The following is a 21,046-nucleotide window of genomic DNA, read 5'->3' as shown; positions in this document are numbered from 1 at the left end:
TTCTGCCGGAGGCTTTAGGCCTCGGGCTTGCGCAGTTCGAGGTAGAGTTCGTCGAGCTGTGCGGGGTCGAGCAGCGACGGGGCGTCGAGCATCACGTCGCGGCCGGCGTTGTTCTTCGGGAAGGCGATGTAGTCGCGGATCGACTCCGAGCCGCCGAAGAGCGAGCACAAGCGGTCGAAACCGAAGGCCAGACCTCCGTGAGGGGGTGCGCCGAACTTGAAGGCATTCATCAGGAAGCCGAACTGCTCCTGCGCCTTTTCGGGCGTGAATCCCAGGCATTTGAAGATCTGGGCCTGCAGCTTGGCATCGTGAATACGGATCGAGCCGCCGCCGACCTCCGTGCCGTTGCATACGAAGTCGTAGGCGTTGGCGCGCACGCGCCCCGGGTCGCTCTCGAGGAAGGCGATGTCCTCGGGCTTGGGCGAGGTGAAGGGGTGGTGCATGGCGTAGAAGCGCTGGGTCTCGTCGTCCCACTCGAACATCGGGAAATCGACCACCCACAGCGGGGCGAACTTCTTCGGGTCACGGAGCCCCAACTGCTGGGCTACCTCGAGGCGGAGCGCACAGAGCTGCGTGAGGGCCTTGAACTTCTTGCCGCAGAGGATGAAGACCATGTCACCGGCCTTGGCGCCGCAGCGCGCGGCCATGGCGCGTACCTCTTCGGGCGAGAAGAACTTGTCCACCGACGACTTGACGGCCCCCTCCTCGACGCGGATCCAGATGAGTCCCTTGGCACCTACCTGCGGGCGCTTGACATATTCGGTCAGTGCGTCGATCTGCTTGCGGGTATAGGCGGCACATCCCGGAGCGGCGAAACCGGTGACATACTCGGCGTCGTCGAAGACCGAGAATCCGTGGCCCTTGGCCAGGTCGGTCAGGTCGGAGAACTCCATGCCGAAGCGCAGGTCGGGTTTGTCCGAACCGTACTTCTCCATCGCCTCGATCCACGGCATACGGCGCAGCGGCTCGGTGAACTCGATGCACAGCACGTGCTTGAACATGTGCTTGGCCCAGCGCTCGAAGACCTCGAGGATGTCCTCCTGCTCGACGAACGACATCTCGCAGTCGATCTGCGTGAATTCGGGCTGACGGTCGGCGCGCAGGTCCTCGTCGCGGAAGCAGCGCACGATCTGGAAATACTTGTCGTATCCAGCCACCATGAGCAGTTGCTTGAGCGTCTGCGGCGACTGGGGCAGGGCGTAGAACTGGTTGGGGTTCATGCGGCTCGGCACCACGAAGTCGCGGGCACCCTCGGGCGTGGAGCCCACCAGGTAGGGGGTTTCGATCTCGAGGAAACCCTCGGCGTCGAGGAAGCGGCGGATCTCCTGGGCCATCTTGTGGCGCAGGATCATGTTGCGCTGCAGGGGCGGACGCCGCAGGTCGAGGTAGCGGTACTTCATGCGCAGGTCGTCGCCGCCGTCCGAATTCTCCTCGATGGTGAAGGGGGGCGTCTGCGCCTCGTTGAGCACCGTGATCTGCTCGGCCACCACCTCGATGTCACCCGTGGGCATCTTGGGGTTCTTGGACTGGCGCTCGACGACGCGGCCCGTGACCTGGAGCACCCACTCGCGTCCCACGCGGGCGGCCACCTCGCGGACTTCGGCTGCCGAGTGCTCCTCGACCGTGATCTGCGTCAGACCGTAGCGGTCGCGCAGGTCGATGAATGTCATGGCGCCGAGGTTTCGCACTTTCTGCACCCACCCGGCGAGGGTGACGGTCTCGTTTACGTTGCAGGCTCTCAAACAGCCGCACGTATGGGTTCTGTACATGGTAGAGGTTGTATTATTGTTTCGTTTTTTGTATTTTTGTTCTTGCAACCTACAAAGGTAGGAAATTTAACGGGAATATCGTGCAGCCAGGGCGAAAAATCCGCTTTGCGGCTCCGGAAGCGGGCGCAGATGCGGCTGCCGCTGCGGATATTCCGCAAATACCGACCACAAATGGAACAGCCGACACAGCAGTCAGAAGACGAACGGTTCATGCGCCAGGCACTCGGCGAGGCGCGCAAGGCCCTCGAGGCGGAGGAGGTGCCCATCGGGGCGGTCGTCGTCTCGGGCGGCCGGGTCGTGGGCCGCGGGCACAACCTGGTCGAGACGCTGGGCGACCCCACGGCGCATGCCGAGATGCAGGCGCTGACGGCCGCCGCCTCGACGCTCGGGGGCAAGTACCTGCCCGACTGTACGCTCTACGTCACCGTCGAGCCGTGCATCATGTGCGCCGGAGCGATCGCTTGGGCTCAGGTGGGGCGGGTCGTATGGGGCGCCGACGACGCCAAGAAGGGTTATCGCCGCTATGCGGTGTCGGTTTTCCATCCGAAAACCGGGGTGACGCGCGGCGTACTGGCTGCCGAATGCGAGGAGCTGATGACCTCGTTTTTTGCCTTTTTGCGCAGGTAGTGTTTGAAAAGTAGGAAAAAAATTTATACTTTTGCAACCAACGCGGCCCCACCAGGCAGGGCCACATCCAAAAAGGAAAAACGAACTGAAAAAACTTTAAAAGCACACACACGATGAAAAAACTGTTTATTTCCGCAATCGCGCTGTTTGCCGCCGCGTCGCTCTCGGCGCAGGATGTGACGGCGCTCTATAACGAGGCTGCTGCCGCTTACGGTGCCAAGGACTTCGCCGGCGCCGCATCGAAATTCGAGCAGGTGATCGACCTGGGTATCGACAACCCCGACGCCGCGTCGATCGTTGCCACGGCCAAGACGACGCTCCCCAAATGCTACTTCATGATGGGCGGCCGCGCCGCACAGGCCCAGAACCTCGATGAGGCGCTGAAGAACTTCGAGAAGTCGGCCGAGCTGGCCGAGCTCTACGGCGACATGACGCAGATGGCCAAGTCGAACGGCTGGGTGGCCAAGATCTACCAGATGCAGGGCGGTTCGGCCTTCAACAGCAAGGACTATGCTACGGCCGTGGGCATCTTCGAGAAGGGTTACAAGGCCGACCCGGACAACACGGGTATGGCGCTCAACCTGGCGATGAGCTACTGCGAGCTGGGCGAGTACGAGAAGGGCATGGAGATCTATGAGGCCATTGCCGCCAAGACGCACCCGAAGTACGAGGCCGACGTGGCCAAGGCCAAGGAGATGATGGCCCTCTATACCAACAACAAGGTGGCCACGATGCAGGAGGCCGGTGACTTCGACGGCATCATCGCCATGGCCGATGCTCAGCTGGAGAAGAACCCTGCGAGCGCCCTGTTCCAGAACGTGCGCCTGCAGGCCTATGCCAACAAGAAGGACTATGCCAAGGTGATCGAGCTGGGTGAGGCTGCCGCCGCAGCCCAGACCGAGGCTGCCGACAAGAGCCTGATGTACTATCTGCTCGGTGCCGCCTACAACGCCAAGGAGATGAAGGACCAGGCCATCGCCGCTTTCCAGAAGGTGACCGACGGCCCGGCTGCCGAGAATGCCAAGGCCGTGCTGGCCGAGCTCACGAAATAGTTCGGTTCTGAATCGGACTGCGGATCCGGATCCCCGTGCGGGATCCGGATCTTTTTTTGCCCGGGCTGGTCGCCGTTTGGTACGGTATGTGCGTGCTCCATCGGGTAAATCACACGATCATGGAACGCGAAGTCTATTTGCAGCCGGACCTCGAAGTGCTGGAAGTCCCCGTGGAACTGGGATTTGCGGCTTCGGCGGTGGACGGCGGGGTCGAAGGTTTCGACCGGGAGGATTGGAATGGATAGATGGTGGCTGGCGGCGGCCGGTGCGTGGGTGTTGTGCTCCTGCGCGGCCGACAGGACCGAGGGGAGTTCCGCGCCGCAGCTTGTCGTGCACACCGTGGGGATCGAGGCTTCGGCCCCCGCGACGCGGACCGAACTGGCTTCCGACGGCTACAACGTGCAATGGTCGCCGGGCGACCGGATCGGCGTCTATGTCGAGAGCGGCGGGACCTTCACGACCGTGAATGCCCCGATGACCTTTTCGGGAACGGAAGCCGCGTCGAGCGGAACCTTCTACGGCGAGCTTACCCTGGCTGACGGGGCTTCGTCCTATACGCTTTACGCCTATTATCCCTACGATCCGTCGCAGAGTTCGTCCGACGCTACGGGCATTGCCTTCACCCTTCCGCCGCAGCAGACGCAGCGCGCCGCGGGCGACTCGACGCATCTGGGCGACTCGGATTTTCTGGTCGCCGCGGCCGTCAGTTCGACGGATGCGTCCTTCCCGGCCCTGAGCTTCAGCCACGCCTTTGCGGTCGTCGAACTCGACCTGACGGCTTCGGGGACGATGGCCGGTAAGAGCCTTGCTTCCATAACGCTCTATGCTACGGACGTGGCGACGGTCTCGTCGAGCGGTGCGTTGTCGGATCTGGACATCATGGCCGGCAGCTTCACCTTCGACCTGACCGCCTCGACGGGCAACAATACGGGCTCCTATGCCGGAGGTTCGGCGCAGATCGGCTACTGCGGCCTGTCGCTGAACGAACAGCCCGTCCTGGGCAGCGATCCTGTGGTAGCCTATCTGACAATCAATCCCGCGGACTACTCGCTCGGGGGCGGCGACATCTACTTCGTTGTGACGACCGCCGACGGGTATACCTCGACCTTTTCGCTGCCCGGTATCGCAATCGCCGCCGGACAGATGAAGGTCGTCACGCAGGAGCTCTCCTCCGGTACGGCGCCGCAGCCGACAGTGAGCCTCTCCTCCTCCGAGACGGCCAACTGCTATATTGCCAGCGTGGCCTCGCAGAGTTACTCGTTCGATGCTACGGTGGCCGGCAACGGCGTGATCACTCCCGGATTGCAGTCGGCCGTGCAGCGCTACGAAGGGCGGACCCTTTCGGCCACGCTGTCGGACGGCAGCGTGGCGCGCCTGCTCTGGCAGAGCAAGCCGAACCTGATCGAACCGGGCAGCGTCACCTATGCAGACGGGCAGATCTCGTTTACGCTGACGGGACGGCCTACCGAGCTGGGAGGCAATGCGGTGATCGCTCTCTATCCCGACGCCACGTCGGACGAGGCCATCTGGAGCTGGCACATCTGGATCACGGACTCCTCGAACGAGGAGTTGTTGGCTGCGGCCGAGACCTATGTGATGGCCCCGGCATACGAGCAGGCCTACGGGGCCGGGTCGGCCGTAATGATGGACCGCAACCTGGGGGCTATCTACAAGGAGGACGGACCCTATGCGCGGTCGTTCCGCGCGCCGCTCTTCCAGTGGGGCCGCAAGGATCCTTTCCCGTGGGGGCAGATTGTCTTCGACGAAAACAACGTGCCGCTCACCTTCCTCTCGACGTGGAGTCCCGTGCAGAGCAGCGGTTCACCCGGTTCCTACGAGGGTTACACGGGCAACACATGGTATGCCACGGCCCATCCCGAGACGTTCATCGCAACGACCAACGCCACCTCCTACGACTGGTATTACGGGGCCGGGGCCGGCAACGGCGCATCGTACCGCAACGACGAACTGTGGGGCAATCCGCTCGGGTACAATGCCGGCCAGACTACGACCAAGACGCTCTTCGATCCCTGCCCGCCGGGCTGGGTGGTGCCCCATCCCTATGTCTTTACGGCCTTCACGACAACCGGCTCCTCGGCGGCCATGTCGAGCGGCGACGTAAATGTTTCGGGGTCGTTCCTGCAGGGTTGGAATTTCCTCTACGACGGGACGAATACGACTTTTTATCCGGGAGTCGGATTCCGCTATGACGAGTATGCGGTCTTCTCATTCCTTTCGGCAGGCTACTACTGGTCGAGTTCGCCGGCCGTTTCGGATCTGGCCGGGGCTGCCTATTTCGGGCTCACGGCAACGAACGTCTACATCGCGGCGACCGATCCGCGCGGGTTCGGCCTTCCGGTGCGCTGCATGCGGGAGTAGCCGCAGGCGGTCACGGCTGCTCCGGCCCTCCGTCGTCGATGTTCTTCAGGATCCGCTGCAGACCGCTGCGCATGAGCGGCGTTCGGCCGAACCGTTCGGCGAAGGCCTCCTCGTTGAGCTCCCGCCATGCGGCGGCATCCATCGACCGGGGGTCGAAGAGCGGGTCGAAGGACGGGTTGCGGTGTTGCGGCGTGCGGTCGTTCCACGGGCAGGCGTTCTGACAGGTGTCGCAGCCGAAGATCCAGCCGTTGAGGCCGATCGGCGTGTCGGGCTGCCGTTCGATGGTGTGGCAGGCGATGCAGCGCCCCGTGTCGATCATGCGGTCGGGCAGAATGGCTCCCGTGGGGCATGCCTCGATGCAGCGGCGGCACGTCCCGCAGCGAGACCCGGCAAAGGGGGTGTCGTAGCTGTCGGCTTCCTGGTCCAGAAGCAGCTCGCCCAGCACGACGAAGGTGCCGTATTGCGGGGTGACGAGCAGCGACTGGCGGCCGATCCACCCCAGACCCGCCTCCACGGCCAGCTGCTTCTCGGCCAGCGGGGCCGTATCGACGAAGACCCGGCCGCGAAGGTCCGGGTTGGCGCCCCTGAGCTCCTCGAGCAGGCCGTGCAGCATGCCGCGCAGCGTCGTGTGGTAGTCGCATGCCGCGGCATACGAGGCCACCTTCGTGCGGCATTCCGGGGCGTATCCTCCGCTTGCGCGGTTCTTGTAGGCGACGGCGCAGACCACGGCCGTGCGGGCGCCCTCGACCAGCAGGCGGGGGTCGAACCGTTTCTCGGTATTTCGCTCCAGATAGCCCAGTGACGACTGGTAACCGCATGACAGCCAGTTGCGGAAACGGGCTTCGTTTTCGGCCAGATGCCGGCACGGTACGACGCCGCAGAGGTCGAAACCCCGATCTGCCGCTGCCTTCAGAATGTTCTGCCTGTCGAGCATGTTGATATTTTGGTTCAAAAATAGTGATTTTTAACGGGAAATTCGTAATTTCGTACCGTAATTTCGCGTTATCGTTACGCCGTTATAAAGACACTGTTATGACAATCGATACTCTGTACGGACTGGTTCGCAACAGCGTGGAAAAATTCGCCGACCGGGTTGCGTTTTCCATGTACGACGGTGAGGAGCTGACCTATGCCGAAGTCGGACGCCGGATCGCCCGCGTGCAGGAGATCCTCTGCGGTGCGGGCCTGCGGGCCGGCGACAAGGTGGCTCTGCTGAGCAGCAACATGCCCAACTGGGGCGTCTGTTATTACGCTGTAACGACGGCCGGCATGATTGTCGTGCCGATCCTTCCCGACTTCTCGGGCGAGGAACTCGACATGATCATCGAGCACTCCGAGGCACGGGCGCTGCTCGTTTCGGACCGCCTCTTCACGAAGCTCTCCCGCCATACGATCGAGCGGCTCAACGTCGTGGTCCGCACCAAGAACCTGGGCGTCATCTCGCAGCGGGTGCGTGGCGAGGGTTCCATGTCGGTGCCTTCGCCCGACGACCTGGCCGTCATCATCTATACGTCGGGCACGACCTCCAAGCCCAAGGGCGTGATGCTCACCCACCGCGCACTCTGTGCGCAGGTGGACATGTCGGCCGCGATCTTCCCCATCGGCGGCGGCGACGTCTTCCTTTCGGTGCTGCCGCTGTCGCACACCTACGAATGTTCGATCGGCATGATCTATCCCTTCTCGATGGGTGCCCGGGTCGTCTACCTCGACCGTCCGCCCACGGCCTCGGCCCTGATGCCCGCACTGCGGGCCGTGCGGCCTACGGTGATGCTCATCGTGCCGCTCATCATCGAGAAGATCTACCGCCACCAGGTGCTCGCCAAGTTCCACTCCAACGGTTTCTGGCGTTCGCTCTACCGGGTGGGATTTACGCGCCGCTATCTCCACCGCGTGGCGGGCAAGAAGCTCATGAAACTCTTCGGCGGGCGGTTGCGCTTCCTCGGTATCGGCGGGGCGAAGCTCGACCGCGGTGCCGAGCAGTTCCTGCTGGAGGCCCGGGTGCCCTATGCCATCGGCTACGGGCTGACCGAGACGGCGCCGCTGCTGGCCGGTGCCGCGCCGGCACAGGTGCGGCTCGGTTCGACGGGTCCCGCTGCTCCGGGTGTGGAACTCCGGTTGGACAACGTCAATCCCGACACGCGGCAGGGCGAGATCGTCGCCCGCACGCCGAGCGTCATGCTGGGGTATTTCAAGAATCCCGACGCGACCCGCGAGGCCTTCACGGCCGACGGATGGTTCCGCACGGGCGACCTGGGCGAGTTCGACAAGGACGGCTGGCTCTACATCAAGGGGCGCCTGAAGAACATGATCGTCGGCCCGGGCGGTGAGAACATCTACCCCGAGGATATCGAGAGCGTGCTCAACTCGCACGTCTGCATTGCCGACTCGATCGTTACCGAGCACGAGGGCCGTCTGGTGGCGCTCGTACACTTCAACCGCGACGAGATCGAGGCGATGATCGACGACTGGCGCGAGGGATGGGAGACGCGCAAGGAGGCACTCGAGGCCAAGACCGAGCAGCTCAAGAAGGAGATCATCGAGTTCGTCAATTCGAAGGTGAACCGCTTCTCGAAGATCTCCGAGGTAGTCGAGGAGAAGGAGGAGTTTGTCAAGACCCCGACACACAAGATCAAGCGTTTCCTCTACAACAAGCGCGGCAAGGAGGGAGCCTGACCGCCGGCATTCGCCGTGGACGATGTCTGCGGTCCGCGGCCCCGGCCGTATCGGCGCATCGCATCCGAAACAGGAACCCCGCATCGACTGTCGATGCGGGGTTCCTGTTTCCTGTTCCGTTGCGGGCTTTGGGCCGGTTCCGAGGCCCGGTCGGCGTCTCTGTCCGGAGCGTTTACTCGGGAACCTTGATCCCTTCGAAAAACTCGCTCAACGTGATGCCGTAGTAGTCGCACAACCGGGAGAGGGTGCTTACCGTGATGTTGTGTCGTTCGGTCTCGATGCGGCCGATGTGCAGCCCCGTGTCCTCGTAGACGGTCTCCTGCGAAACACCCTTTGCGGCCCGCAGCTCCTTGAGCCTGCGGGCTATCGCTTTCAGTAGGATCGTATCGCGCCACGGTTGTTTCATCGGGACAAAGGAACGGTTTCCCCGAATAATTGTGTAATGACTTATATGTCATTATTCGGAAAATTGCTTATCTTTGCCGCTGCACGAATAGTGCCGTTCGGACGAGTGCATCTGCGGCGGGCGGGGTGTTGCGTCACACCATTTGATCGACCGGTCTTCCGGAAATTCCGCCCGTCGCATTCGCCCGTTGCGGCATGCCGCCAAAAAAAGCCCCGACTTCAAGGTCGGGGCTTTCTCGTATTTGCATGTGGGGTTGGGCAACCCCTTCGTATCGTCATTCGACAGGCAGCGGCTGTACCGTATCGGCCGGGCGGAGCGAATCGCCGGCATTGAGCAGGTGCTCTTCGGGCACGCCCAGCGAGCGGTAGTAGTCGTTGAGTTCGGCTACGATTTCATTGCGTCCGGCGTAGTTGGCCAGGTAGTAGATATCTCCCAGCTGGTCGAGCTTTTCGTCGATCAGGCCGGAGACCATGTCGCCCTGGGCGCCGTCGAAGCGCAGGTAGTATTCGATGTACTCGATCAGCGTCTGGGCATATTCGCGCAGCAGCGAGTCGCCCTTTTCGGCCGCGGTTCCGTCGCCGAGCGACGAGGCGGCGTAGTAGGCCTCGAGGAACGGATAGGTGTTCGCATCCGTGAACCGGATCTGCGAGGTCGGGAGCCGTTCGAGACCCAGGTCGAGCAGCTCGACGGCCTCCTCGACGCGGTTCTGCCGAAGCAGCTCCTTGGCTACCGTGGCGAACGCCTCGCGGCTGTGCGAGGCCGCCAGGTGGTGCTGCGTGAAGAAATCGACGTAGACGTCCGGATCGGCGAGGTTGCCGTAGCGGAACGTGTCGCGCAGCAGCGGGGCGGCGTAGTCGGGATCGACCCGTCCGATCTCATAGGGGTTGTGTACGGGTGTCAGGATCGGTACGAAGCGGTAGGCATATCCGTCGAACTGGAGGTAGTCCAGCAGGCCGAGGCTCTGGAAGATGTAGACCTGCGTGAGGTAGATCGGGCGCTTCCAGTCGAAGTTGGCGAGCATGTCGAGCAGCATCAGTTCGTTCTTCTGCAGCGCGTCGCCCTTGAGGTTGAGGTAGACCGTGTCCACCATCAGGTCGCGGTCCTTTTCGGCCACGATGCCCGAGGCGATGGCATTCTCCTTGTTCACCGGCAGGGCGATCCGCCGCACGGGGATATAGTCCACCATTGAGCCGTCCGAGTACTGGAGTTTGCTGCGCGGGCTGTCGTCGCGGACGAAGTCGATCACCTCGCGGATATCGGCCGCATAGTTGATCTTCTCGACGATGGGCACGTAGTCGTTCACGTAGGTGTACTTGCTCTTGGGCAGCGAGAAGGGGATGCCGGGGGCGTCGTTGGCCCTGGTCTTCATCTCGTCGATGTACCATTCGCCGCCGAGGTAGGAGGTGTTCATGATCCGCACGTCGGGGCGTACGCCGTAGACCTCCTGGTTGTTCCAGAGCGGGAAGGTGTCGTTGTCGCCGTAGTTGATGATGATCGAGTTGGGCAGGGTGGACTGGAGGTAGTTCCAACCGATGTCGCGGGCCATGTAGCGGCCCGATCGGTCGTGGTCGTCCCAGTTCTGTGCCGCGAGGATCGCCGGCACGCCCATCGAGACGACGGTGGCGGCCAGGGCCACGGCCTTCGTGTCGCGGCGCGTGAGCCACACGATGAGCTCGCGGATGGCCAGCACGCCGAAGCCGATCCAAATCGAGAAGGCGTAGAACGATCCGGCGTAGACGTAGTCACGCTCGCGCGGCTCGTTGGGCGAGGTGTTGAAGTAGAAGACCAGCGCGATGCCCGTCATGACGAAGAGCCACATGACGATCGAGAAGTTGCGCGGGTCGCGGTTGAGCTGGTAGAGCAGGCCGATGAGACCCAGCAGGAAGGGGAGGAAATAGTAGGTGTTGCGTCCCTTGTTTCCGGCCACCTCGCGGGGCAGGTTGTCCTGCGGGCCGAGGTATTTCTCGTCGATCCACCGGATGCCCGAGAGCCAGTTGCCGTCGGTGATCGTCGTCTGCGAGGGCTGTATGTCGCTCTGGCGTCCCACGAAGTTCCACAGGAAGTAGCGCCAGTACATGTACGAGAGCTGGTAGTTGAAGAAGAAGTTGAGGTTCTCGGCGAAGGTCGGCTCGACGACCGTGCGCGTCTCCCCGTAGCGGTCGGTGTAGATCCGTTTGCGGCCGAAATCGACGACCTCCTGCTGCTTGGGACGCCCGTTCTCGTCGCGGACCACCTGCCCGTTCTCGTCACGGACGACCTCCATCTTCGTGCGGTAGGCAGCCCACTGCTTGTACTCCTTCTCCCCCTTGAGGTAGTTCCACACGCGGGGGAAGAAGTGTGTGAACTCCGGGGCATGGGTGTATCCCGTGAGCACCTTGGCCTCCTTGTATTTGCCGTCCTCGTCGAGGTAGGTGACCGTCTTCTCCACAACATCCTCGGGAGGTGCCGAGTAGTAGGCGCCGAACAGGAGCGGGCGGCTGCCGTACTGGTCACGGTTGAGCACCGACAGCAGCGCATGCGGGTTGTTGGGGTTGTTGGAGTTCATCGGCGGGTTGGCTGCGGCCCGGATGGTCATCGAGGCGTAGGACGAGAAGCCGACGAGGATCATCGTGGTCGAGAGCAGCAGGATGTTCTGCACGACGCGGCCCTTGCAGTGGGCCTTCCACGAAGCCCAGCCCATCCCGATGATCAGCGCCAGGGCGAAGAGCACCATGCCCGAGTTGGCGGGCAGCCCGAACGTATTGACGAACAGCGTGTCGATCTGTGCGCCGATCCATACCGTGTAGGGGATGATGATGTTGTTCACGAACAGCAGGGCGGCGCAGGCGATGAGTGTCGTGTAGACCACGCCCTTGAAGGTCACCTGCTCGGTCTTGCGGAAGTAGTAGATGAAGGCCAGCGTCGGGATGGTGAGCAGGTTGAGGATGTGCACGCCGATCGAGAGGCCCATCAGGTAGGCGATCAGCACGATCCAGCGCGAGGCGTGGGGCTGGTCGGCCTGCTCCTCCCATTTGAGCATGAGCCACACGACCAGTGCCGTGAACATCGACGAGAGGGCGTAGACCTCGCCCTCGATGGCCGAGAACCAGAAGGTGTCGGTGAAGGTGTAGGCCAGGGCGCCGACGGCTCCGGCTCCGAGCACGGCCCACGCCCGGGCGTGGGTCAGCTCCGCACCGCCGCGGGTTACCAGGCGCCGCGCCAGGTGCGTGATGGTCCAGAAGAGGAAGAGGATGCAGAAGGCGCTGGCCAGCGAGTTCATGGCATTGACGGCCATACCGACCAGGTCCGGGTCGCCGAAAGCGAAGAGCGTGGCCAGGCGTGCCAGCATCATGAACAACGGGGCCCCGGGCGGGTGCCCCACTTCGAGTTTGTAGGAGGTGGCGATGAATTCCGAGCAGTCCCAGAGGCTCGAAACCGGTTCCATCGTCATCAGGTAGACGGCTGCGGCAATGGCGAAGACCGTCCAGCCGACGATGTTGTTCCAGCGTTTGAAGAATGTCATGTTGTCCGTATTGACGTTGTTTTGATAGCGGATTTATCCTGCAAATGTAGTGATTAAACGGGTTATTTCCAATAAATATTTCGCGGAAGCGCATTGCTGCCCTTTTTTCGGATTCCTGCGGTCGGAATTGCCTGTGCCGGGGCGGCAGCTGCCGGGATGTCATGCGGGCGAAAAAACACGGCGGATGCTTTTTTAGGGGCTTCGCATGCGATTTGTCGCGAAAAAATCGTAACTTTACCCGTTCGAAACGATTATATTCTTTACGACTATGGATTCCAAACTCGTGCTTTACAATACGCTCACCCGCCGCAAGGAGGAGTTCGAGCCGCTGACGCCCGGGCGCGTCGGGATGTATGTCTGCGGACCTACGGTCTACGGCGATCCGCATTTGGGTCACGCCCGTCCGGCCGTGACCTTCGACCTGCTGTTCCGTTACCTCAAGTCGCTGGGTTACAAGGTGCGCTACGTGCGCAACATCACGGATGTGGGCCATCTGGAGCACGATGCCGACGAGGGCGAGGATAAGATCGCCAAGAAGGCGCGCCTCGAGCAGCTCGAACCGATGGAGGTGGCGCACTACTATACGGAGCGCTACCACCGCGCGATGGACGCACTCAACGTCGAGACCCCCTCGATCGAGCCCCACGCCTCGGGCCACATCATCGAGCAGATCGCCTTCGTGCAGCGGATCCTTGACGACGGGTTCGCCTATGTCTCGAACGGCTCGGTCTACTTCGATGTGGAGAAATACAACGCCAAATACCACTACGGACGCCTCTCGGGCCGCAACCTCGAGGACATCGTGGCCAACACGCGCGAGCTCGACGGGCAGTCGGACAAGCGCCACTCCTACGACTTTGCCCTCTGGAAGAAGGCCGCTCCGGAGCACATCATGCACTGGCCCTCGCCGTGGGGCGAGGGCTTCCCCGGTTGGCACATGGAGTGCTCGGCGATGAGTACCAAGTACCTCGGCGAGCGCTTCGACATCCACGGCGGCGGCATGGACCTGATGTTCCCGCACCACGAGTGCGAGATCGCGCAGTCCACGGCCGCTCTCGGCCACGATTCTGCACGCTTCTGGGTCCATAACAACATGATCACGATCAATGGACAGAAGATGGGCAAGTCGCTCGGCAACTTCATCACCCTCGAGGAGCTCTTCACGGGCAGCCACAAGCTGCTGGCGCAGGCCTATTCGCCGATGACGATCCGCTTCTTCGTGCTGCAGGCCCACTACCGTTCGACACTCGACTTCTCGAACGAGGCGCTGCAGGCCGCTGAAAAGGGGCTCGACCGCCTGATGAAGGGCATCGAGACGCTCGACCGGCTGCAGCCGTCGGCCACCTCGACGGTGCAGCCTGCCGAACTCGAGGAGCGCTGCCGCGCGGCGATGGACGACGACCTGAACTCGCCGATGGTCATCTCGGCCCTTTTCGACTGGGTGCGGACGATCAACCAGTTGGCCGACGGCAAGGAGTCGATCACGGCTGCCGATCTTGAGACGCTCCGGCAGACGGTGCACCGCTATGCCTTCGATATCCTCGGCCTGCGCGACGAGAAGGCCGCCGGTGCGGCTGCGGGCCGCGACTATGTGACGCCGCTGGTCGAGATGCTCCTTGCCATCCGCCAGCAGGCCAAGGCCGCCAAGGACTGGCCGACCTCGGACCGCATCCGCGACGGACTGACCGCTGCGGGCATCCGCGTCAAGGACCGCAAGGACGGTTCGGACTGGGAGCTGGAGTAAAAAACGGAGCTGCAATGGAACGGACTCGGATCTTCGGCCGCAGGGCCGGCCTGTATGCCGCGCTTGCGGCGTCGGTTGCCGCGGGACTTTCGGCCTGCGGGTCGATGAACGTGTTGAAGGCCCGCGAGCAGACCTCGGTGGTCGCAGGCACGCCCGATGTACGGCAGATAGCCGCGCTGACGCGCCATCCGATGACCGTCGGGGCCGGTGAGTGCTATGATCTGCTGCTCGATGTGCTGCAGTCGGAAGGGTGTCTGATCGAGAGCGCCGACCGGGCCTCGGGGCTCGTCGTGGCCCGGCAGGTGCTGCCCCTCGAGATGGCCTCGGCGATTCCGGTCGCCGGGGAGATCCGCCGTCTGAGTTTTCTCGTGCAGCCGGCCCACCAGACCTCCGAGGTGCGGCTGACGGTCTACATCGCCCGCCAGTGGTATTCGGACGAGACGTCGGGTTTCTCGACCGAGGAGCTGGGCATGTCCACCGATCCGGCGGTCTACCGGGACTGGTTCGAAAAACTCGACCGCGCCGTTCCGCGGTAGCGGGCGTCGTTCCGTCGCGCCGGACCGTCGCGAACGGACGCAATGAAACGGAAAACCCGCCGCCGGAGGGGCGGGCAACGGATTAAAACGTAAAATCTTATGGCGGAACCACAACTCAAATCGGCGGCGATGGCCCTCGGTACGGAGAGCATCCGCAAGTTGCTCATGCAATATGCCGTACCTGCGGTCGTGGCCATGACGGCCTCGTCGCTCTACAACATGGTGGACAGCATCTTCATCGGGCACGGGGTGGGCCCGTTGGCCATCTCGGGCCTCGCGCTCACCTTCCCGCTGATGAACCTCGCCGCGGCGTTCGGTTCGCTGGTCGGCGTGGGCGCAGCGACACTCGTGTCGATGCGCCTCGGCCAGCGTGACTATGCCACGGCCCAGAACGTACTGGGCAATGTCGTGATGCTGAACCTGATCCTCGGTATCGGCTTCGGCCTCGTGGCCCAGCTCTTCCTCGATCCGATCCTCTATTTCTTCGGCGCCAGCGAGGCGACGATCGGCTATGCGCGCGAGTACATGACGGTCATTCTCGCAGGTAACGTCGTGACGCACATGTACCTGGGATTGAACTCCGTGTTGCGGGCCTCGGGGCATCCGCGCAAGGCGATGTACGCCACGATCAACACCGTGATCATCAATGCCGTGCTCGACCCGCTGTTCATCTACGGCTTCGGGTGGGGCATCCGCGGTGCGGCCATCGCCACGATCCTGGCGCAGATCATCTCGCTCATGTGGCAGTTCCGCCTGCTCTCCGACCGCTCGGAGCTGATCCACTTCCGCCGCGGCATCTACCGCCTGCGGGGCAAGATCGTGCGCGACATCCTCTCGATCGGCATGTCGCCCTTCCTGATGAACCTCACGGCGTGCTTCATCGTGATCCTGATCAACAAGGGGCTGAAGACCTACGGCGGCGACCTGATGATCGGCGCCTACGGCATCGTGAACCGCCTGGCGTTCGTCTTCGTGATGATCGTCATGGGCGTGAACCAGGGCATGCAGCCCATTGCGGGCTACAACTTCGGTGCACAGCAGTACGACCGCGTGCTGCGTGTGCTGCGGCTGACGATCATCTGTGCCGTCTGCATCACGACGACGGGCTTTCTGGTCGGGGAGTTCGCCCCGCACCTGGCCGTATCGCTGTTCACTACCGACGAGGAGCTGATCCGCCTCTCGGTCGAGGGCATGCGCATCGTCTTCATCTGCTTCCCGATCATCGGGTTCCAGATGGTGGCCACGAACTTCTTCCAGAGCATCGGCATGGCCGGCAAGGCGATCTTCATGTCGCTGTCGCGGCAGCTGCTGTTCCTGATGCCGGGGCTGCTGTTCCTGCCCCATTTCTTCGAGGTCTCGACACCGTGGGACGGCAGCTGGGGCGTGTGGTGCGCCATGCCGGTTTCGGATCTGATGGCTACGATCGTGGCCTTCTTCATGCTGACACACCAATTGCGGAAATTCCGGGCCGAACATGCGGCCCGCTCCGCCGAAAACAGACCGACGTTATGAAAGAGTTGTTCGTAATCAACATAGGCCGCCAACTGGGCAGCGGCGGCAAGGATATCGGCGAGATCATCGCCCGCAGGCTCGGCATCCGCCTCTACGACAAGGAGCTGCTGACGCTGGCCGCGCAGCAGAGCGGCCTCTGCCCCGAATTTTTCGAAAAGGCCGACGAGAAGGGCGCGCGCAACGTCTTCTCGACCATGATCGCCTACCTGCGCTCTCCCTTTGCTGGCGACATGGGCAACGTGACCAACGTGCTGTCGAACGATGCGCTGTTCAAGATCCAGAGCGACGTGATCCGCGATCTGGCCGCCCGCGAGTCGTGCATCTTCGTGGGACGCTGTGCCGACTACATCCTGCGCGATCATCCGCGGCGGGTCGATGTCTTCATCTCGGCCGACGACGAGGCGCGCATCCATCGCCTCCGCAGCCGGACGGGGTGCACCGAGGAGGAGGCGCGCTCGATGATGGAGCGCGGCGACGCCCGGCGTGCCGATTACTACAACTACTACAGCTCGAAGACCTGGGGTGCGGCGGCGACCTACCACCTGTCGATCAACTCGACGGTCTTCGGCGACGAGGGAACCGCGGATTTCATCCTGGAGTTCGCCTCGCGGAAACTGAACATGAAATTCTGACGTGACGAATGGTACTTGCCGAACAGATCAAGGAGATGGAACAGCGCCGCGCGGCGCTGGAGCGCTGCCTCGGAATCGAGCAGAAGCGCATTGACCTCCGCAACGAGGAGGAGAAGACCCAGGAGCCCGACTTCTGGGAGAACCCCGACAAGGCGCGCGAACAACTGCGCAAGGTGGCCGGCATCAAGGCGTGGGTCGAGGATTACGACGCCGTGCGCAAGGATGTCGAGGACCTGCAGCTGATGCCCGACTTCGTCCGGGAGGGGGTGGTCACCGAGGCCGAGATGGACGAGCTCTACGCACAGGCGCTCGAGCGCATCGAGAAACTCGAGATGCGCAACATGCTGCGCCGCGACGAGGACAAGCTGGGGGCCATCATGGACATCAATGCCGGGGCGGGAGGCACCGAGGCGCTCGACTGGGCCTCGATGCTGCTGCGCATGTATACCCGCTGGGGCGAGGCGCACGGCTACAAGGTCAAGATGCTCGACTACCAGGCCGGCGACGAGGTGGGCGTGAAGTCCTGCACGCTCGAGTTCGAGGGCGAATATGCCTACGGATACCTCAAGAGCGAGAACGGCGTGCACCGCATGGTGCGCCTCTCGCCCTTCAATGCCAACAACAAGCGGCAGACGACCTTCGCCTCGGTCTTCGTTTCGCCGGCCGTGGACGATACGATCGAGATCACGATCAATCCGGCCGACATCGAGTGGGACACCTTCCGCTCGTCGGGCGCCGGCGGGCAGAATGTTAATAAGGTCGAAACGGCCGTCCGCCTGCGCTACCACGGCAAGGACCCCGATACGGGCGAACCGGTGGAGTTCCTCATCGAGAACATGGAGACCCGTTCGCAGCTGATGAACCGCGAGAACGCCATGCGCATCCTGCGGTCGAAACTCTACCAGCGCGAACTGGACAAGCGCATGGCCACGCAGCAGGCCCTCGAGGCTTCGAAGAAGAAGATCGAGTGGGGCTCGCAGATCCGCTCCTATGTCTTCGACGACCGCCGTGTGAAGGACCACCGCACGGGCGTGCAGACCTCGAACGTCGAGGCGGTGATGGACGGCGACCTGGATGCCTTCATCAAGGCCTACCTCATGGAGTATGGCGCCGAGGCGTAAGGGATTCCCGGCGGTGCGGCGGCTCCGGTCCGCACTCCGCAGCGGGATCGGGGGCGTGTCGCGTGCCGTGGTGCGGCGGATCGTCTGCGCTGTGGTGTGGCTGCTCCCCGGTGTCGCGTCGGCCGAGGTGCTGGTCGGGATGACCGACACGGCGGCCTACTTCCCGCGTCTGGCCGGACGCCGCGTGGCGGTGCTGGCCAACCAGACCTCCGTGGCCGACATGCCGGGGGCGCCGGGCGCCGATGCCTCGGGCCGGGTCCATCTGGTGGACCTGCTCCATGCCCGGGGATTCGACGTGACGGGGATTTTCTCGCCCGAACACGGCTTCCGCGGTACGGCCGATGCCGGCGAACATGTCGGCAGTACGGTCGATGCCCGCACCGGGATTCCGATCCGCTCGCTCTACGACGGAGGCTCGGGCCGCCCGTCGGACGAGGCGATGCGTTCGTTCGACGTCCTGCTGATCGACCTGCAGGACGTGGGGCTGCGTTTCTATACCTATTACATCACGATGCTCCGCCTGACGGATGCCTGTGCCGATGCGGGCCGCGAGGTGATCGTACTCGACCGTCCCAATCCCAACGGGGACAAGGTCGAGGGGCCCCTCCTCGACATGAAGTACCGCTCGGGAGTGGGGCAACTGCCGATTCCCGTGCTGCACGGCATGACGCTTGGCGAGATTGCCCGCATGGCCATCGGCGAGGGGTGGGCGCACCCCTGCCGGCTCGATGTAGTCCCCTGCCGCAACTATACGCACGCGACTGAGTATCTGCTGCCCGTGGCGCCGTCGCCCAACCTGCCGACGCAGCGGTCGGTCTATCTCTATGCGGCGCTCTGTCCCTTCGAGGGTACGGTCGTAAGCCTCGGCCGCGGCACGGACCGCCCGTTCGCATGTTACGGACACCCCGGACTGAAAGGGCGCAACTACACCTTCACGCCCCGACCGACGGCCGGGGCCAAGCATCCTCCGCTTGAGGGCGAGGTATGCCGGGGCGTCGATCTGAGCTCTCTGCCGCTCGACGAGGCGCGTGCGACGGGCTTCACGCTGCGCTATGTGATCGATGCCTACCGCGACCTCGAGGCGCTGGGCGATGCCTTCTTCACCCCGATGTTCGAAAAACTGGTGGGTGCGGGCTGGGTGCGCGGCATGATCCGCGCCGGAGCCACCGATGCCGAGATCCGGGCCCGCTGGCAGGAGGATGTCGCGCGTTTCCGCCCCCTCCGTGCCAAGTACCTCCTTTACGAAGAGTGATGTCCCGCTGACCGGACGTGTGCCGGTCCGGATCCGTCCGGTCAGAGATATTCCCGGACGCTGTCCCGGTCGGTGACCGGCCGCAGCACGCGGCACGGATTCCCCACGGCGATGACGCGGGGCGGGATGTCGCGTGTGACGACGCTTCCGGCCCCGATCACGGCGCCGTCGCCGATCGTCACCCCCTGCATGATGACCGCATGGCCGCCGATCCAGACGTCGTTTCCGATCCGTACGGGCAGTGAGCGCATGATCCCCTCGGCCCGCTCGTCGGGCAGCAGGGCGTGACTGACCGTATAGATACCCACGTTGGGGCCGATCAGCACGCGGTCGCCGATTGTCACCGGCGCCTCGTCGAGGATCGTGAGGTTGAAGTTCCCGACAAAACCGTCTCCGATGCGGATCTGCTCTCCGAAGTCGCAGCGGAAGGGGCTGTGTATCGTGCACCCCTTGCCGAGATGTCCGAGCAGCCGGCGGAGAATCGCCTCGCGCTCCCCGCGGCGGCTCGGCGGCAGCTGGTTGAGCGCGAAGAGCAGCTCCTCGGTGCGGTGCAGGGCCTCGCCGATCGGCGGCGTGACGGCGTGGAGCCATCTCCCGGAACGCATCTTTTCAAGGTCGTCCATTTTTGTGTCGCGTGTTTGTGAAGTATTCGTATGCGGCCTCCGAGATCGCCGCGATGACGCCGGCGTTTCGGGCGTCGTCGTGGTGCGAGTCGGTGACCAGAACCGTGATGCAGTAGTGTCGTCCATCGGGCAGTACGACGTAGCCGGCATCGTTGTCGGCGATCCGGATCCCTTCGGTCGTGCGGTCCGAACTGCCCGTCTTGTGGCCGAGGCGAACCTCCGGAGGAAGTCCCGCTCGGAGTTTGTTCCGCCCGGTCGCACATCCCTCGAGCAATCCGCGCAGCCAGGCGGTCTCCCGTTGCGGGAGCAGCTCTCCCTGGAGGAACCGGTCGAACAGGCTGCACAGTGCCGATGGCCGGGCCGTGTTGATCCGCTGGTTCTCCGTTGCCAGATGCATCGTGCGCTCCGTAGCCGTGATGCGGATCTCCGTAATTCCCAGCCTTTTCAGATACCTGTCCACGGCCCCGGGACCTCCGGCGAAGTCGATCAGCCTGTCGCAGGCGATGTTGTCGCTTTGCGAGACGGCGTAGGCAAGCAGCCGGCCGAGCGGGAGCGTGCCTCCCTGCGGCGGGAGCGAATCGCGCATCGGGCTGTAGGTTCCGCTGTCAAGCCATTCGGGTCCGACCGCAACGGGGGTCGAGAGCGGAATCCCTTCGCGTACCGCGCGGTCGAGCACGGCCAGCGCTACGGGGAACTTGAAGACGCTCAGCATCGGCAGCGGCCGGTCGTTGCGCGTGATCGGGGTGCCGTCGGGTGCCAGCACGGCGACGCCGACCGTAGCTTCGCAGGGTTCCAGAATTCGGTCGATGCGGCGCTCGAACTGCTCCCGGGGTGTTTCGCAGGCCGGGAGCATCGCTGCAAGGAGCAGCAGGGCGATCACTCTTTTCATGTCGGGGGGTGTATCGGTTGTGTGAATGAAAAATGCGGTCCGTCAGAGGCGGACCGCATTTTTTCGTAATCGTTCCGGGAGTTACTCCGATACGATTGCTTCGCTCGGGCAAACGCCTGCGCAGGTGCCGCAGTCGATGCACTTGTCGGCGTCGATCACGTAGATGTCGCCGGCCGAAATCGCCTCAACGGGGCACTCGCCGATGCAGGTGCCGCAGGCTACGCAGGAGTCGGTGATTTTGTAAGCCATTGTCTTAAAGAATTTTTGTTGTTAGTGTGTGTATGTGTGTTCAGCAAAGATAACGGATTATTTGATAATATCAAAACCCG

The 21,046-nt window shown here is 63.2% G+C and carries 18 protein-coding genes; 11 read left to right on the top strand and 7 right to left on the bottom strand.

All coding sequences use genetic code 11. The features are described from left to right. Positions 1 to 14 precede the first annotated feature (14 nt). On the bottom strand, positions 15 to 1,769 hold the full coding sequence (gene aspS / locus QZL63_RS04470) for an aspartate--tRNA ligase (RefSeq protein ID WP_022308128.1): 1,755 nt from the start codon (positions 1,767 to 1,769) through the stop codon (positions 15 to 17). 171 nt (positions 1,770 to 1,940) lie between these two features. Here aspS and QZL63_RS04465 point away from each other — a divergent pair, with 171 nt between their 5' ends. From QZL63_RS04465 to QZL63_RS04450, 4 genes are all read left to right on the top strand, one after another. Beyond that, a complete protein-coding gene (locus tag QZL63_RS04465; RefSeq protein ID WP_022308127.1) occupies positions 1,941 to 2,396 on the top strand; it encodes a nucleoside deaminase in 456 nt (151 codons plus the stop codon). A gap of 113 nt (positions 2,397 to 2,509) precedes the next feature. After that, complete coding sequence (locus QZL63_RS04460; protein WP_022308126.1) at positions 2,510 to 3,448, top strand: tetratricopeptide repeat protein; 939 nt, start codon at positions 2,510 to 2,512, stop codon at positions 3,446 to 3,448. A 119-nt stretch (positions 3,449 to 3,567) separates the two neighbouring features. Beyond that, entirely contained in the window at positions 3,568 to 3,693 is a 126-nt protein-coding gene (locus tag QZL63_RS04455) for a hypothetical protein (RefSeq protein WP_022308125.1), read from the top strand. Beyond that, complete coding sequence (locus QZL63_RS04450) at positions 3,686 to 5,827, top strand: fimbrillin family protein (RefSeq protein ID WP_022308124.1); 2,142 nt, start codon at positions 3,686 to 3,688, stop codon at positions 5,825 to 5,827. The genes QZL63_RS04455 and QZL63_RS04450 overlap by 8 nt, the downstream gene beginning before the upstream one ends. 10 nt (positions 5,828 to 5,837) lie before the next feature. Here the strand turns inward: QZL63_RS04450 and queG are convergent, their stop codons facing one another. Then, positions 5,838 to 6,761 (bottom strand): tRNA epoxyqueuosine(34) reductase QueG, encoded by a 924-nt coding sequence (gene queG / locus QZL63_RS04445; RefSeq protein WP_022308123.1) that lies wholly within the window; start codon positions 6,759 to 6,761, stop codon positions 5,838 to 5,840. A 98-nt stretch (positions 6,762 to 6,859) separates the two neighbouring features. Here queG and QZL63_RS04440 point away from each other — a divergent pair, with 98 nt between their 5' ends. Then, positions 6,860 to 8,500: an AMP-binding protein gene (locus QZL63_RS04440; protein ID WP_022308122.1), complete on the top strand. Its 1,641-nt coding sequence runs from the start codon at positions 6,860 to 6,862 to the stop codon at positions 8,498 to 8,500. 172 nt (positions 8,501 to 8,672) lie between these two features. Here the strand turns inward: QZL63_RS04440 and QZL63_RS04435 are convergent, their stop codons facing one another. Next, the gene (locus QZL63_RS04435; RefSeq protein WP_022308121.1) at positions 8,673 to 8,906 is read right to left on the bottom strand and encodes a helix-turn-helix domain-containing protein; all 234 of its coding nucleotides are present in this window, start codon (positions 8,904 to 8,906) and stop codon (positions 8,673 to 8,675) included. A 274-nt stretch (positions 8,907 to 9,180) separates the two neighbouring features. Then, positions 9,181 to 12,408: a glycosyltransferase family 117 protein gene (locus QZL63_RS04430; RefSeq protein ID WP_022308120.1), complete on the bottom strand. Its 3,228-nt coding sequence runs from the start codon at positions 12,406 to 12,408 to the stop codon at positions 9,181 to 9,183. Positions 12,409 to 12,676: 268 nt separating this feature from the next. On the opposite strand from QZL63_RS04430, the gene cysS reads away from it, so the two are divergent. The 6 genes from cysS (at position 12,677) to QZL63_RS04400 (ending at position 19,205) form a co-directional block, all read left to right on the top strand. Then, on the top strand, positions 12,677 to 14,152 hold the full coding sequence (cysS, locus tag QZL63_RS04425; RefSeq protein ID WP_022308119.1) for a cysteine--tRNA ligase: 1,476 nt from the start codon (positions 12,677 to 12,679) through the stop codon (positions 14,150 to 14,152). Between the two features lie 14 nt (positions 14,153 to 14,166). Then, on the top strand, positions 14,167 to 14,688 hold the full coding sequence (locus tag QZL63_RS04420; RefSeq protein WP_022308118.1) for a hypothetical protein: 522 nt from the start codon (positions 14,167 to 14,169) through the stop codon (positions 14,686 to 14,688). A 99-nt stretch (positions 14,689 to 14,787) separates the two neighbouring features. Next, positions 14,788 to 16,200 (top strand): MATE family efflux transporter, encoded by a 1,413-nt coding sequence (locus QZL63_RS04415; protein WP_290586011.1) that lies wholly within the window; start codon positions 14,788 to 14,790, stop codon positions 16,198 to 16,200. Further along, a complete protein-coding gene (locus QZL63_RS04410) occupies positions 16,197 to 16,832 on the top strand; it encodes an AAA family ATPase (protein WP_022308116.1) in 636 nt (211 codons plus the stop codon). Before QZL63_RS04415 ends, QZL63_RS04410 begins: the two co-directional genes overlap by 4 nt. A gap of 8 nt (positions 16,833 to 16,840) precedes the next feature. Continuing rightward, positions 16,841 to 17,953, top strand: a complete 1,113-nt coding sequence (prfB, locus tag QZL63_RS04405) for a peptide chain release factor 2 (RefSeq protein WP_022308115.1) — start codon at positions 16,841 to 16,843, stop codon at positions 17,951 to 17,953. Between the two features lie 70 nt (positions 17,954 to 18,023). Further along, positions 18,024 to 19,205 carry an exo-beta-N-acetylmuramidase NamZ family protein gene (locus QZL63_RS04400; protein WP_441293893.1) on the top strand — a complete coding sequence of 394 codons (1,182 nt, stop codon included), beginning with the start codon at positions 18,024 to 18,026 and terminating at the stop codon, positions 19,203 to 19,205. Between the two features lie 41 nt (positions 19,206 to 19,246). Here QZL63_RS04400 and QZL63_RS04395 read toward each other — a convergent pair whose 3' ends face one another. The 3 genes from QZL63_RS04395 to QZL63_RS04385 form a co-directional block, all read right to left on the bottom strand. Then, positions 19,247 to 19,828, bottom strand: coding sequence for a sugar O-acetyltransferase (locus QZL63_RS04395; protein ID WP_022308113.1), 582 nt, complete (start codon positions 19,826 to 19,828; stop codon positions 19,247 to 19,249). Further along, entirely contained in the window at positions 19,815 to 20,717 is a 903-nt protein-coding gene (gene bla, locus QZL63_RS04390) for a class A beta-lactamase (protein ID WP_022308112.1), read from the bottom strand. Before bla ends, QZL63_RS04395 begins: the two co-directional genes overlap by 14 nt. Positions 20,718 to 20,798: 81 nt before the next feature. Continuing rightward, positions 20,799 to 20,966: a DUF362 domain-containing protein gene (locus tag QZL63_RS04385; RefSeq protein ID WP_019151157.1), complete on the bottom strand. Its 168-nt coding sequence runs from the start codon at positions 20,964 to 20,966 to the stop codon at positions 20,799 to 20,801. Positions 20,967 to 21,046: the final 80 nt, after the last annotated feature.

This window comes from Alistipes sp. CAG:268, assembly GCA_000434235.1.
Taxonomy (GTDB): domain Bacteria; phylum Bacteroidota; class Bacteroidia; order Bacteroidales; family Rikenellaceae; genus Alistipes; species Alistipes avistercoris.
The sequence above is the reverse complement of the archived record's forward strand: the minus strand, read 5'-3'. Positions and strand labels throughout refer to the sequence as shown.

Coding starts and splice junctions, on each gene's coding strand:
- aspS (WP_022308128.1), bottom strand. CDS start 1,769: ATGTACAGAACCCATACGTGCGGCTGTTTGAGAGCCTGCAACGTAAAC.
- QZL63_RS04465 (WP_022308127.1), top strand. CDS start 1,941: ATGGAACAGCCGACACAGCAGTCAGAAGACGAACGGTTCATGCGCCAG.
- QZL63_RS04460 (WP_022308126.1), top strand. CDS start 2,510: ATGAAAAAACTGTTTATTTCCGCAATCGCGCTGTTTGCCGCCGCGTCG.
- QZL63_RS04455 (WP_022308125.1), top strand. CDS start 3,568: ATGGAACGCGAAGTCTATTTGCAGCCGGACCTCGAAGTGCTGGAAGTC.
- QZL63_RS04450 (WP_022308124.1), top strand. CDS start 3,686: ATGGATAGATGGTGGCTGGCGGCGGCCGGTGCGTGGGTGTTGTGCTCC.
- queG (WP_022308123.1), bottom strand. CDS start 6,761: ATGCTCGACAGGCAGAACATTCTGAAGGCAGCGGCAGATCGGGGTTTC.
- QZL63_RS04440 (WP_022308122.1), top strand. CDS start 6,860: ATGACAATCGATACTCTGTACGGACTGGTTCGCAACAGCGTGGAAAAA.
- QZL63_RS04435 (WP_022308121.1), bottom strand. CDS start 8,906: ATGAAACAACCGTGGCGCGATACGATCCTACTGAAAGCGATAGCCCGC.
- QZL63_RS04430 (WP_022308120.1), bottom strand. CDS start 12,408: ATGACATTCTTCAAACGCTGGAACAACATCGTCGGCTGGACGGTCTTC.
- cysS (WP_022308119.1), top strand. CDS start 12,677: ATGGATTCCAAACTCGTGCTTTACAATACGCTCACCCGCCGCAAGGAG.
- QZL63_RS04420 (WP_022308118.1), top strand. CDS start 14,167: ATGGAACGGACTCGGATCTTCGGCCGCAGGGCCGGCCTGTATGCCGCG.
- QZL63_RS04415 (WP_290586011.1), top strand. CDS start 14,788: ATGGCGGAACCACAACTCAAATCGGCGGCGATGGCCCTCGGTACGGAG.
- QZL63_RS04410 (WP_022308116.1), top strand. CDS start 16,197: ATGAAAGAGTTGTTCGTAATCAACATAGGCCGCCAACTGGGCAGCGGC.
- prfB (WP_022308115.1), top strand. CDS start 16,841: ATGGTACTTGCCGAACAGATCAAGGAGATGGAACAGCGCCGCGCGGCG.
- QZL63_RS04395 (WP_022308113.1), bottom strand. CDS start 19,828: ATGGACGACCTTGAAAAGATGCGTTCCGGGAGATGGCTCCACGCCGTC.
- bla (WP_022308112.1), bottom strand. CDS start 20,717: ATGAAAAGAGTGATCGCCCTGCTGCTCCTTGCAGCGATGCTCCCGGCC.
- QZL63_RS04385 (WP_019151157.1), bottom strand. CDS start 20,966: ATGGCTTACAAAATCACCGACTCCTGCGTAGCCTGCGGCACCTGCATC.